At 43.5% G+C, this 13,234-nt stretch carries 11 protein-coding genes; 3 read left to right on the top strand and 8 right to left on the bottom strand.

Annotated elements, in window-relative coordinates:
- Positions 1–513: 513 nt before the first annotated feature.
- The 5 genes from GC093_RS06365 to GC093_RS06385 form a co-directional block, all read right to left on the bottom strand.
- Positions 514–2,565 (bottom strand): peptidoglycan D,D-transpeptidase FtsI family protein, encoded by a 2,052-nt coding sequence (locus GC093_RS06365; protein ID WP_246313684.1) that lies wholly within the window; start codon positions 2,563–2,565, stop codon positions 514–516.
- 51 nt (positions 2,566–2,616) lie between these two features.
- Positions 2,617–3,336 (bottom strand): HAD-IA family hydrolase, encoded by a 720-nt coding sequence (locus GC093_RS06370; RefSeq protein WP_171651030.1) that lies wholly within the window; start codon positions 3,334–3,336, stop codon positions 2,617–2,619.
- A gap of 135 nt (positions 3,337–3,471) precedes the next feature.
- On the bottom strand, positions 3,472–4,632 hold the full coding sequence (locus GC093_RS06375) for a transglutaminase family protein (RefSeq protein ID WP_171651031.1): 1,161 nt from the start codon (positions 4,630–4,632) through the stop codon (positions 3,472–3,474).
- Positions 4,633–4,667: 35 nt separating this feature from the next.
- Positions 4,668–5,096, bottom strand: a complete 429-nt coding sequence (locus GC093_RS06380) for a hypothetical protein (protein WP_171651032.1) — start codon at positions 5,094–5,096, stop codon at positions 4,668–4,670.
- Between the two features lie 41 nt (positions 5,097–5,137).
- Positions 5,138–5,308: a hypothetical protein gene (locus tag GC093_RS06385; protein WP_171651033.1), complete on the bottom strand. Its 171-nt coding sequence runs from the start codon at positions 5,306–5,308 to the stop codon at positions 5,138–5,140.
- 270 nt (positions 5,309–5,578) lie between these two features.
- On the opposite strand from GC093_RS06385, the gene GC093_RS06390 reads away from it, so the two are divergent.
- Both GC093_RS06390 and GC093_RS06395 read left to right on the top strand, forming a co-directional pair.
- On the top strand, positions 5,579–6,748 hold the full coding sequence (locus tag GC093_RS06390) for an MFS transporter (RefSeq protein WP_171651051.1): 1,170 nt from the start codon (positions 5,579–5,581) through the stop codon (positions 6,746–6,748).
- Positions 6,749–7,048: 300 nt separating this feature from the next.
- Positions 7,049–8,701: an S-layer homology domain-containing protein gene (locus GC093_RS06395; protein ID WP_246313693.1), complete on the top strand. Its 1,653-nt coding sequence runs from the start codon at positions 7,049–7,051 to the stop codon at positions 8,699–8,701.
- A 1,018-nt stretch (positions 8,702–9,719) separates the two neighbouring features.
- Here GC093_RS06395 and GC093_RS06400 read toward each other — a convergent pair.
- The gene (locus GC093_RS06400) at positions 9,720–10,505 is read right to left on the bottom strand and encodes a pirin family protein (protein WP_171651034.1); all 786 of its coding nucleotides are present in this window, start codon (positions 10,503–10,505) and stop codon (positions 9,720–9,722) included.
- Positions 10,506–10,802: 297 nt separating this feature from the next.
- Here GC093_RS06400 and GC093_RS06405 point away from each other — a divergent pair, with 297 nt between their 5' ends.
- Positions 10,803–11,153, top strand: a complete 351-nt coding sequence (locus tag GC093_RS06405; protein ID WP_171651035.1) for a ribonuclease M5 — start codon at positions 10,803–10,805, stop codon at positions 11,151–11,153.
- Positions 11,154–11,167: 14 nt separating this feature from the next.
- Here the strand turns inward: GC093_RS06405 and GC093_RS06410 are convergent, their stop codons facing one another.
- The gene (locus tag GC093_RS06410; protein WP_171651036.1) at positions 11,168–11,785 is read right to left on the bottom strand and encodes an SCO family protein; all 618 of its coding nucleotides are present in this window, start codon (positions 11,783–11,785) and stop codon (positions 11,168–11,170) included.
- A 93-nt stretch (positions 11,786–11,878) separates the two neighbouring features.
- Positions 11,879–12,817, bottom strand: coding sequence for a heme o synthase (gene cyoE / locus GC093_RS06415; RefSeq protein WP_171651053.1), 939 nt, complete (start codon positions 12,815–12,817; stop codon positions 11,879–11,881).
- Positions 12,818–13,234 lie beyond the last annotated feature (417 nt).

A 13,234-nucleotide genomic window follows, 5' to 3' on the forward strand; every position in this document is an offset into this window, starting at 1 on the left:
CTTTTTGAAAACGTATTCTTGTAGTTTGGAAGCAAGTTGTATTTCTGAACGAATCACCGTAAGAAAGTCCTCCGAAACCTTTATGTGCTTTTATATTATCCCCTAAATTTGTGCGTGGGAAGGTATTCAGGGCTTTGGGTATATCAGGAATGCCTTTCCAATCACTGTTGAAATCATGGCATATATCCTTACTAGTAGCTACGTTTATCCAAGGAATTAGAGTCCATACTCTTAGCTCATAGCTCTTACTCTTGGTCTTAGCTCTTAACGGAACTGTTAGTTCCTTTATTACCCGGAAAGCACAACAAACAAAGAGATAAAGGAACAGCCAGTTCCTTTATCTCTTTGTTTGTGTACATTCGGCTCAGATTCGACCAAAATAGCGGAATTCCGACTTCCGTTATCACCCTAAATTGGAGGCAGCAGACAGAATAAAGGAACTCTCTGTTCCGTTCAATTCCTAAATCCTTATGGACCCTGGCAGCTTCGTCGCAATCCGTATGAAAAGCTCATTTATTGCGCGGAAGTTGTACCTTTACCACCCTTTGGTACGCCGTCCAGACCGTAGTATTGATCATAAGCATCGAACATCTTTCTGGCAATAGGAGCAGCGTTCCATGAACCGAAGCCGCCCTCCGGCACAACAACGGCAATCGCCAGCTTTGGCTTATCCAATGGTGCGTATGCGATAAATACCGCATTATCTATCATTTTACCGCCAACTGACTGCGTAGACGTTCCGGTTTTACGAGCAAAGCTGTATGGGAATCCATCAAAGCCCTGTACGGTAACCTTCTCCATCCCTTTAATGACAGAATCCCAATAAGGTTTAGGGAAGATCGTTTCCTCCAGCACCTCCGGTTCCATCTTTTTCACTGGATTGCCTTCGTAGGTCTCAATTTTATCGACCAGCAGAGGCTTCATTCTTTTGCCTCGGTTAGCCAACGTAGTAGCATATTGAGCCATTTGCATCGTTGTATATTTCTCATTCTGGCCCCAAGAAGCGTAAACCATCCGAGATTGCAGTGTTTCCTTCGTATTGGTCTTAAATTCACTTAAGCCCGCGTACTCTCTGGGCAGCCCGCTTCCTGTTAAAACGCCAAGCCCGAATTTATTCAAATACGACTCCCATAAATCAGGCGCCTTATCCCCGTTACGCAAATAAAGCGGGTTGCCGATCATCGCTGACATGAAGGTGTTGGATGAATGCCATATCGCATCCGCAGCATTGATAGGACCGTAAGCTTTCCTGTCGGAGTTGGTTAACTTGGCATTGTTGTCTTTACCAAAATTGAACACCCCTGTGTCATTATAAGGAGTGTTTACTCCGAACAAGCCCTCATTCAATCCAATAAGCACAGATAAAGGTTTGATGATAGAGCCTACATATACGATCGAAGTAGGGTGATCCTTCAGCTCATCCGCCGGATAGTTAGGATATGCCGTAGTAATAGTCCCATTGTTAATAAACGGCTGTATTCGCTGATATTCTTCATTGTTTGAAAAACCGGCACTCCACATACCCGGATCATAATCCGGCATACTGGCCATGGAAATGACCCGTCCTGTATCAACCTCCATCGCCACGGCGTAGCCTGCTTTTGCATTAGGAGCGTAACCGTATTGAGAAGCTCTGGCCGATGCCGACTTGGCATAAACCAATTGATCGAGAATAGCCTGCTCCGTTACCTGCTGCACATCTTTATTGATTGTTAGAAATAAGTTATTCCCTTTTTTCGGCGCTTCAACTTGCACTTTTCCGATGATTTTGGCTGATGCGTTGACCGGGTATGTTTTCATCCCGTTTTTACCACGAAGATCCTCTTGATACATCAATTCAATGCCATCGTAACCGACATCCTCCGTATCGAGATATCCTTGCGTATTTTGTTTATTTTTATAAAAATCAAGCCCGTTCTTCGGCTCCCTCGCTCTGGAAAAAGGCCTCATATATCCGATAAGCTGCACACCGATAGTGCCGGGGTCGTAAGTTCGGATACTCTCTTCCATAATTTCAAGCCATTTCAACTCATCACGGTGCTCAAGAATAAAAGCAATTTCTTTTGGGGATAAACCCGATTTAATACGGCGTGGAACGAACGAATAGCTAGGAGGAGTGGTCGGATTTTTTTCCAAATCATAGCCTACATCCATTTCCTTGATAATACTGGCCGCGGTCATCACATTTTTAGTGGGATTGCCGTATTCATTAAAAATCTGTTCCAGTTTCTGTGCCATCGCGATGACATCATCCTTCTTCTGATCCGACTCCATGCGGAAATACAGCGATTGGGCCGAGGACGTATAAGCGATCGGGTAGCCGTTGGAATCATAGATGTTACCTCGAATAGGCGCGATAGGCGAATCCCGTACAGTAGTCTGGGCCTCCTCCGCCGCAAGCTGCTTTCCTTCGACAAATTGCAAAATCGCTAACCGTATAATAAGCACGGAGAACAGGAAAAAGATACAGAAAAATAACAAATTAATACGAAAAGTAAAATGCCGCTGTTTGTTCTGCTCCTGCTTATGCGGATCATCCGTCGACATCGATTTTCTAAACTTCATTCCAATTACAGCTCCTTTATCCTTACCAAAATCCTGAGGCAGCCTTGAAAACTAGGCTTGTAGTAGCTCATGCAGCGTATGAATGCCCTCGCCCGAATGGTAATCGTAGCGTTTAATTTTGACCGCATCGATACCGACTTGATTCGGTGCCCAAATATCGTTTCTATCGTGATCTCCAATGTACAAAACATCCTCAGCCAGCAAACCCGACTGTTCCAATGCGAGCTTAAATATAGCCGGATCCGGCTTCTCTAATCCAACCAGTGTGGATACAATAATGGGATCAAAGTAATGGGCAATCCCCTTTTTTTGGAGAATATCAGGCAATGTGGGTGCAAAATTTGAAATGATGCCTAACTGCAACCCTCTCGCTTGAAGATTAGGAATGCACTCTGACACATCGTCAAAAAGCTGGTAAGCTTCAGGACCGGTGAATAGATCATATAGCCCATGACAGCATTGGTGAATACGCTCATCCGTCCAATTCTCTTCTTGAACTCCCAGCTTGTCTAGAATGTAATGATACAGTTTCATCCAAAAAGCACGATCCGACTCCGGTGTACATACCTCAAAAGGGTCCAACTGCCTGCCATAATAAAATAAGCGGAATGCTTCAGTAAACAGGTCGCCAACCTCCTCCTCCGCACGGTGTAAGGAACGAGCTGCCAGAAATTGCTGCATGATAACTCTTGCTGCCGGAATAGTCATCAAAGTATCTCCAACATCAAAAAAAACGGCTTTATATAAATTCAAAGGTTTACGTAAAATCATGAATGTCTACTCCCTTGCTAGTTAGCTTACTGACAGCTTCCGCAGCAACTGCTCCAATAGTTTACCATAATTCGCGTAGAAGTGGAAAACCGGACACTCTCCCACAATACGTGGTTTGAATGCCCGGCTTCCGGGTTATGCCTCGCGGATATGTGTATCATTAAAGTTCGGCGGGTTGAACCAATTACCGCCACTGGCGACCCAAGTTGAATCTAATGGAACCCATTTCTGCCTATCCGGTATATAAACCTCGTTCCAAGCATGCGGTCCATAACTCCCTCTTCCATCGTAGCCGAGGCCAGTAACAACCTTAACCTCAAGACCTATTGAACGGGCCATAACCGCGTATAATCTGGAATAATCTATACAAACACCTTGCTTGGTTGCGAACGTTTCTTCCGGTGTTTGCTCCTTCCATATCCGCTTTTGTTCATACAAATTCACTTTATCCCAATCATACTTTACACGGCTGCCCACCCAGCTGTACAGCAGCTTTGCTTTCTCCTCATCGGATTTGCCTTTTGCTGACACTTCCTTTGCAGCTTGGGCAATATCCGTAGGTATATTAGCGTCGAGCACCTCATATTTACGCTGTAGAATATTCGTGAATTCCTGCTCGACCGCCCTAGTAAATACCGGAAGCTGATTAGCAATAAAATCACCGGTTACTGGTTTGATAACTTCGTTTGCCCCTTTCTGATATAACCCCGAGGCTTGAATGTAAGTGGCAGCAGGAGTCTGTGGGAACAAGCTGGCGAAGATGAATAGAGCCGCGATAACAAGCAAGGATCGGCCAGCACCGGTGACAGCTCCTATGCTTCCCCCCACTAAACTGCTAAATAGTGTCGGTTTGCCTTTCCAGTTAGATCGACCTTCCAGATGCATCGTTCCCCTAGCCCATCTATCAACAAGCGGATCAATAATACGGTACAGCAGCTGCTTGGATACAAGATAGCCGATTACAAATAATACGCCGAAGCGCAGCAATGAGAAATCACGAATTCCTGTTACACCGGTGTAATACAGCTGTTCCAAAAAACCAAGCTCTCGTGAAGGAATAATTATATCAAACGAAATAAGCCAGACTTGAACCTGTGGAGACAGCCATGCAGCAAGCTTCCATGCAATGATTAATCCCAGGAGTGTTGCTATTCCTTCCGACACCATCAGCATCAAGTGCTTGGCCGAGGTGGAAGCGCCGCGGAGCATTCCTTGAAAAACCGATAAGAGCAATGTGGAGGCAAGTACAATCGTAATCCAATTCGCTGCGCTTAGTACGTTCCATGCTTCTGCCATACGCTTCACCTCAATTCGTTCATGTCATCAGCCATTTACAGCTTCGTATTTTTCTTAGCTTGCTCGATTAACGCGTTCACAGCGTCGTCCATCTTCATCGTAAAGGTCTGGTTCATAAATGTTACTTTTACCTCATTAGAAGAAGGATTGCCGTCTAATTTCAAGCTCTTGGTAGTAACAGTAAATGTACCATCGGCATTCTGCTTATACTGTGCTTCCTTCATTTCATTGGAGAAAGCTTTAACTGCTTGATTCTTAGCCTCTGTCGATACGGCTGTTCCAATATCCAGAAGCTGATCCTTATAGCTTGCACCGTAGAAGAACAACCCGGCCAACACAGCCAACACGATAACCCATTTAACGACAGTTTTTAATATCCGAACTACTAGAAACAACACTACGATAGCACCCACAATAATAAACCAACGTTCTTGCAAAAAAGACAATAAGAAATCCAATTCCATCTCTCCCTACATTCATCAAAATGATAAAGCTGTAACTTGACTTAACTTATCTTATCTTGCTCACGATCTTCATCCCGCTTCTTCTTAAGTTCCGCAAGTCTTTGCTGGATCTCATCGGATCGGTCGAATTTCTTCGTTTTGAGATAGGTAGAACGTAAACGAAGCATTGCAAGAATCAAAATAACTGCCAAAATAATAAGATATGGACTCACTTCAGGCGTCCGCCTTCCCCCAAATTAGTTCGTATAATTACGAGTTAAGGATCTCCCACTCGCTCTTAAGCGAAACGTCGCTCCTCCGATTTCTCTTGCACCTGCTCAAAATTCTCTGATTATTAACCTAATCCATCTACTGTTAGTAAGGACGCAGCTCTCAAACAAATGTTGCAAAAAAAATAATGGTACTAACCCACCAGCTTGTCACGTAAAAGTAATCATATACGGATAGGAACTAGACAAAGATCAGAAGTTGAGGTGATGATGTTGAAAACCGCAATTTGGCTTTACTTGTTTATGTTTGTAGCCTTTTTCGACTTACACGCACAATACCCTATTTTATCTCCGTTTGCTATATCATTAGGTGCGGCTCCATCGTTTATCGGATTGATCCTGGGTGTGTACTCCATCACTCACCTACCTGGAAATCTGCTGGCAGGTTATGGCGTCGATCGGTATGGCAGCAAACGATTTATTGTATTCAGCTTGATTGTAGCAGGAATCGTACTGCTCATTCAATCCCGAGTTACCGATCCATGGGACTTGCTAATTGTACGCTCCATTAGTGGATTTGTGCTTGCCTTTCTTTCTCCGGCATGTCTTTCCCTGCTAGCCAGACTTGCTAAAGACAGCGTTCAACAAAGCAAGCTAATGGCAGGCAACGGGTTCGTGCATACCATGGCATCCGTGTTAAGTCCAGCGGCAGGCGCCTTTCTAGTCGCTAAGCTCGGTTTTTCCCAATCCTTCACCTTGCTCGGATGGCTGCTAATTATTACAGGGGTGCTCGCTATATTCGGCGTCAAAGAGCGACAGTATACGCAGAGCGCTGTAGAACTATTTCCGCAAGCACACGGACATGGTGCTCATGCGCTTCCAGGAGGCATAGAGGGATCGAACGCAAGAACAGGAACTATTCCTTGGTTGTTCTTCGGCGTTCCGTTAGCCATTTCCTGCTCGCAAGGGATATTGTTCTTTGAGCTGCCTCTTATGAAAGAAACGAACGGCTCCATTCTAACCTCTGGGATCCTCTTTTCATTGGTTAGTTTAGGCGCCCTAGTAACGTTAAGCATGGTCTTCTTAAACCGAGTCTCGCCTTTATTGCGCACATCTTTAGGCAGCTTGGCACTAGCGTTCATCTTCTTCGGTTTATCGATCAAATGGCCGCTGCCGATGCATGTCTCCTTGTTCTTGATTGGAATGGCAAAAGGCGTTATCTATCCAGCCATCGCCTCTTTATTAGCCAGTTTAACAAGCGCGAACCGTTATGGACGTATTTTTTCATTCCTATCGATCTCTTTTTCCATCGGAGCCTTTATAGGACCCATTGTTGCCGGTCACATGCGGAGTCATACATCGCCTTATTTTATCGCTTTTATTTGTTTAATGACAGCACTCACTCTACTCCCGCTTCGAGGTTTTAAAGCCATTCAAACCTAATGATCTTTGTGAGCACCTCTACTCCCCTTTTCTTCTCAACATGCATTTTTGTCTTAATTATACAGTCTGTTAAGAGTTCTCCATAGCTAACCGTTCGGTGATTTTGCCGGGCGGTTTTTCTTTTTGTGATTCACTAAGATAAGTGCTGGGTAAGTATAAAACATGTCGTACCACTTCTCACATTTCTGCCATATTTCCTACTAAAAATGATTTTTATAGGAGAGACGGACTTAAATCAGGGGGTTGGGTTCGAAGATTTTTGGTGTTCTGTTTATTTTTACAAAGGAGGTGAGATGCATTTTGAGTAAAGAGCCATTTCAAGAATCGAAGAAATTATTAGAGACAGAAAGGAGTGAACCCTTAATGAAATCAACGGTATTCAAAAAAACGGCACAAGTCACCGTCATGATGCTAATCATTTCGGCGTTATTGCCTGTACTTGCATTCGCAGCAACAGGCTTCAGCAATTTAGTTTATAAAAACAACACAGTAACAGGTAACGTTTATACAGATAATCCTTACAGCGTGAATACTCAAGTCTATATGTATGATCCAAACGGCAATAAAGTGGGATCTATTCCTATAACAAGCGCTACATATAGCGTATATGAGGGTGTATACTCTTATTCTTTCACTGGCACTACTGTAACCCGTCAAACTTACATTGATCTTGAGGAAGAAAGTCAATCCGTAACTGGACGTGTTTATGACACAACGTCTAACGGCAACAACAACAATAACGGCGGTAGTGGCGGCGGTGGCGGTGGCGGTATTTCCAACGGAGCTACAATTACTGTAAATTCCGATGGATCTATTGATGCAAACACACTGCAAAATGCACTCAGTCAATACGACATCGTTGAGTTGAAGCTTAACGGTGATGTTGCATTAATTCCAGCTAAAGCGTTGGTAAACTATGTAAGCGACAAGAATAAAACGCTGAAAATTTCTAGCGAAAAAGGAACTTATACTCTTCCTCTTTATGTATTGAAGTTGGATGATCTTGCTAGCAAGCTTTCCACAACAGTTGATGATTTGAAAATCAAAGTAGGAATTGCTGCTGTAGACGAGACATCAACTAATGAAATTGCAACTTCTGCTACTGCATTGGGAGCAACTGTGATCAGCAGTGCTGTTGACTTTACGCTTGCTGCTGTTGCAGCAGACGGTACGACACAGAATATTGATCTTGGCAGCAATTACATCAACCGGACGATTCCATTATCTAAAGAAGTGGATCCATCCCGTACAACAGCAGTCGTATTCGACACAACTACGAAAAAGCTTAGCTTCGTACCTTCTTTGTTCACAACAACTGACGGCATCAACGAAGCTGTTATCAAACGTAACAATAACAGCATCTACACCGTTATTGAAATGAACAAAAGCTTCAATGACAGCAAAGGTCATTGGGCACAAGGTTACATCGAGCTTCTAGCTAACAAGCTAGTTATCGATGGCGTAACTGATGATTCCTTCCAGCCGGAACGCGACATTACCCGTGCTGAATTCGCAGCATTGGTCGTTCGTGCTTTAGGTTTGGATCAATCCAATGGAAGCAGCTCATTTAATGATGTAACTTCCGGAGATTGGTTCTCTGGTGTAGTCGGCGCAGCAGTCAATGCGAAAATCATTGATGGCTATGAAGACAACACTTTCCGTCCAAACCAATCGATCACACGTGAAGAGCTTGCAGCAATGGTCGTTCGTGCATTAAGCTTCGTAGGCGCTAAGCCTGAAGTATCCTCTTCTGAGCAATCCGATTTGTTAGCGAAGTTTACTGATACTAATAAAATCGTATGGGCTCAGAACGAATTGGCTGTAGCAATTCAAGCAGGAATTGTAGATGGAATCACAGATTCCACCATTTCACCGAACACTCAAGCTACTCGCGCTCAATCAGCTACAATGCTGAAGCGTTTGTTGACTAAAGTAAATTTCATCAACAATTAAGATTGATTCTAAGAACCACACTCTCCAAAAAACAGGACTGACAAATGTCAGTCCTGTTTTTTTATCTGCAAATATTAGCTTCGCACCACTCACCCCCGTTAAAAGCGCTCGTCCTGCAATGGAAGCTCAATGAAGAAGAAGCAATCTACAGACCTTACCCTACCCAAACGCTTACTTACCTAAGTACCTAACATTACCTTAACTTACCTGAACCTGCTTTAACCTGCCTTATCTACCTTAACCACCTTATCTACCTTAACCTAACTTAACCTATCGCCTGGCGCTCCGGCAGCGCTGGCGGACCGAGACCACAAGCTCTCTCAGGGTAGTCCTGGTTACTTACCTAACTACCTTACCTACCTTATCTACCTTAACTTACCTTACCCTAACGCTTATCACCTAACATACCTTAACCTATTACTTAGATGAAAGCTTGATCTGGAGATGTTTTTCCACTGGATAGCTGTAAAGCTGAACCTGCAATAAAACCCGGTATGATTATAACGGAACTCTTAGTTTCGTTATTTAATCAGGCGCCTCCAATTTAAGGCTATAGAGGAAGTCGGAATTCCGTTATTCGGGACACAGAGGAGCATTTTGCACACAAACAGAGAGATAGAGGAACTGGCTGTTCCTTTATCTCTCTGTTTGTTGTGCTTTCCAAGAAATAGCGGAACAAGCACTTCCGCTATTGGCCTCCGCTTCCATGGATGAATCCCTGCTATTCGCCAGGACGCTTCCTCTCGGATTCAGCTTCTAAGGTATAAGATGCAGCAGGCAATACATTACTTTTCTAGAACAGTGAATCAGCGCTCTTGCTTAGCATAGTATCAAATGGATTCCTAACTACTGGAAACCTCTAATAGCGTTAATACACACCAAAGTAGAGTGTACGCTAAGATCGCCGAAATTCGTTTCTCTTACCAGCAAGTTTATGTGCTTTATCCCACTAAGTTTTCGTGGTAACCTTTTCTACTTGATCGATAAATGGGTTAACCGAACGGACAATTTTTCTTCCTTAACGGTTCTTTTTATATAATGGATAATCAACCTCAGTCGGAACCTCGATCAGAATCATTCTTAATCCATCTTCCGATGCTGCAAGAACCACATCCTCTGGTTGCCCAGATTCCGCTGCGGTGACTGTAAAGTCCTTATGGTTGAACTGTACGGCATGCTTTGCAGCCTCAGTGTCTAATGTCCAGCCTCCGTGACCACGAATGGCTAATGCAGCCAAAGAACGCCCTGCTGCAAGCTTATGACTGTATTGGCTTCCTCCTGCAAGCTCTACATCCCACATCTGAACATCTGCCACCAGCTCTACCGGAGAACCTTCCCCAAGCACTGTTTTCACAGTGAGTCCAGTAGTTTCGACCACAGGGAACGCTTCATGATCAAATTGGTTGTAGGTAGGCTTGCGCTGCAGAGCTTCACGAATATACGGCTCAAACCATATTTGAAACCCTTCTGAATCCGGCCCAATAAATCGTTCGCTATGCGATACGCCAGACCCCGTCTGCATCACCTGTAGTCCGCCTGCCTCGACTATGCTACTTGTACCTAAAGTATCTGAATGCTCGGCCTTGGCATTTACCATGTACGTTATTATCTCGAACGCTTGATGCGGATGCATTGGAATATGGCCCTCCTTCTTCGAATGCGCCCATGCCCAATAAAATAAAGGTCCAATCCCTTTTACTGCTGATCCTTCTCCCGGGAAACCGATTGGTTTCAGCTCTGTTATTTTACCTCCATCAAAATTGCCTACGGCTTGCTTTTCAGGTGGGTAGATGGTAATTGTCATCATTTTTTCCTCCGTTCAATTTTCCCTCTAACTTTAACAGCACCAATTATTTACTTACTATTATTTAGTTTCTATAATTAGATTATTTTATTTCTTAAGGTTCGTCAAGTGAAATTTCAATCCTTTATAGACATTTTAATGACTTCTACTTCCCCCTCCCCTATCATCACAAACAAACGGCTAAGCTACATTTCGACATTTCCTGGGAAATACGCTTTTACTCCTCATACATCTTGGAAGGAACTAAAAAACTGGTTATACTACAAAAAGATACTGCTAAACAAAGAGGTGCTTCCTATGCCGATTATTATCATTGTTGAAGGAAAAAATGACAAAAGCAGGCTACGCCGTCTATTAAGCAACGAGGTCGATATATTATGCACCTACGGATCCTTGAACACGGAGAAATTGGAGGCATTGAAGAAGAAGGCTGATCATAATGAGGTCTATTTATTCACCGATAATGACTCCTCCGGGAAAAAAATACGCGGCATTTTAAGGGATACGTTTCCCGAAGCAGAGCAAATCTATACAAGAAGAGGCTACGCCGGGGTAGAGGGCACACCCGCTGAATATTTAATCCAACAACTAGAAAAAGCCGGTCTGGAAGAGTTTATCCTATACCCTCCACCAGATCCGACTTTATAGTTAATAAATAGTTGTTATTCCTTGGACAGCTGAATCATATCCTGAGCTACTTTTTCCACATCCAAATCTGCATCGCTTCCATTATAGTACGTTCGCAGATCACCTTTTTTATCTACTAGCAGAATGACATTGTTATGTGTAAACGTACCGCCCTGCTTATCTTTCATTACCATAACTCCGAATTTTTCCGCGAGCCCCATTGCTTCAGCTTCTCCCCCACGCAGGAAATACCAGCCCTTGGGATCCGCATGAAAGCGACCCGAGAACTCTTTAAGCTGCTCTGTTGTATCCTTCGTAGGGTCAAAAGTAATGGAAACAATCGCCGTTTTATCGCCGAAAACACCTTTTTTCACAAGCGCATCCTGTACTTTCGATATCGTGTAAGTGGTAGGAGAGCAGACATCAGGACAAGTAGAATAAAAGAAATAGACCAGTTTAGCTTTGCCCGACAAATCAGCCAGCCCTACGTTCTTCCCATCGATATTCTCAAGTTTGAAATCAGGCGCCGGTTTAATGACTCCTATTTTAGTATCTTTTCCTTTGAGCATCATATATCCGAAAACGCCAATCATTGCAAGCAGCAAAACAACAACGACAATTTTAAACCAACTATTCTGAGCATTTGTATTCATAGGCTTCTCCATCCTTTATCTAAAAAAAATAGCCCATGCTTCCATGGGACTTAGGGATTTAAAGACTTACAGCACTTACTGACGGCCGTAATTTTAATGATTTGTCGAAACAGTTGTAATAACCATAATGATAAACAGCAGTGTTAAGTAGTTAATGGAATAAATGAACATTTTTTTGGCCCAAAGCTCTTCATCCTGCGCTTTGAAGCCTTTAATACAGAGAAATGCCCAGTAGAGTCCCATAATCGCTGCCGCATAAAAATAAAACACATTCACATAACCATATACGTACAGCAGAAGCGATACTGGAACCAGTAAGACAATGTAGCGAACCATACTGATCTTAGTAACATATGTCCCTCTTACAACGGGTAATAAAGGGAAGCCTGCAGCACGGTACTCTTCCATACGACGGATGCCCAGCGCCCAGAAATGCGGAGGCTGCCATAGGAACATAATACCGAATAAAATAATCGCACCCGCATCAATGTCCGGTCTAACTGCACAGTATCCGATTACCGGCGGTATAGCACCTGAGAAGCTCCCGACAAATGTACTCCAAACCGAGGTGCGTTTGAACCAGGCCGTATAGATCCATACATAACCAAAAAGCCCCATCAATCCTAGCAGCGCAGTCATTGGATTGACCAGCAGTCCGAGACCACAGATACCTATAACACCAAGGATAATCCCATAGAGCATTACCGTCTGTGCAGAGAGCTTACCGCTCGGAAGCGCACGCTTCTGGGTACGAGCCATCTTCGTGTCCATATCGCGGTCCAGATAATTGTTAAGCACGCAACCCGATGCCATAACCAGTGCGGTGCCAATCAACGTGAACAGCATTTGCAACCAATTTATTTGCCAGCCCGATGCCACCCAGAAACCGCCGAATGCCGTAATCGAATTGGAAAAAATAATACCTGGCTTGGCTAATTGTACGAAGTCTCTCCAAGTGACAGGCCCATGATCAACCGTTTCGGATGCTGCTGCATCCGCAGTGTTAACTGTGTTGTTGAGGTCTAGCCTCATTTGTTCTTCCACTTTATTTGAACCTCCTAAGAGTTTTGCTATAGCAAAACTATCCTCGTAAGCTGGGCTGAGTTCTGCTTGTGCATAACCTTCTCGTAAGCATAAAGCTAAGTTGGCTTTAGCAAAACTTAAGCTAAAAATATATTTACTTTTACACCCTCTCTATAATAACAACCACAAACCTGTTTGACAATGAACCCAAGACCGAGTTCAAAATATTGTCGAATCTTTTGAACTGTATATGAACAAATTTCTTTAATATTTCTTATTATCAGTAAAAAGCATACATTTCAATCGTTTCCATTCATTCGAATTCACAAAAGTTAAAAAACAACCGATTTTTATGTACTTCAAGCAACTTACCAATCTATCCCACAAAAAAAGTTACGGCTAACAGAAAAAATCCGTTGCTAGGAA

Origin of the sequence: Paenibacillus foliorum (assembly GCF_013141765.1) — a bacterium.
GTDB classification, from domain to species: Bacteria; Bacillota; Bacilli; order Paenibacillales; family NBRC-103111; genus Paenibacillus_S; species Paenibacillus_S foliorum.

Coding starts and splice junctions, on each gene's coding strand:
- GC093_RS06365 (WP_246313684.1), bottom strand. CDS start 2,565: ATGAAGTTTAGAAAATCGATGTCGACGGATGATCCGCATAAGCAGGAG.
- GC093_RS06370 (WP_171651030.1), bottom strand. CDS start 3,336: ATGATTTTACGTAAACCTTTGAATTTATATAAAGCCGTTTTTTTTGAT.
- GC093_RS06375 (WP_171651031.1), bottom strand. CDS start 4,632: ATGGCAGAAGCATGGAACGTACTAAGCGCAGCGAATTGGATTACGATT.
- GC093_RS06380 (WP_171651032.1), bottom strand. CDS start 5,096: ATGGAATTGGATTTCTTATTGTCTTTTTTGCAAGAACGTTGGTTTATT.
- GC093_RS06400 (WP_171651034.1), bottom strand. CDS start 10,505: ATGACAATTACCATCTACCCACCTGAAAAGCAAGCCGTAGGCAATTTT.
- GC093_RS06405 (WP_171651035.1), top strand. CDS start 10,803: ATGCCGATTATTATCATTGTTGAAGGAAAAAATGACAAAAGCAGGCTA.
- GC093_RS06410 (WP_171651036.1), bottom strand. CDS start 11,785: ATGAATACAAATGCTCAGAATAGTTGGTTTAAAATTGTCGTTGTTGTT.
- cyoE (WP_171651053.1), bottom strand. CDS start 12,817: ATGAGGCTAGACCTCAACAACACAGTTAACACTGCGGATGCAGCAGCA.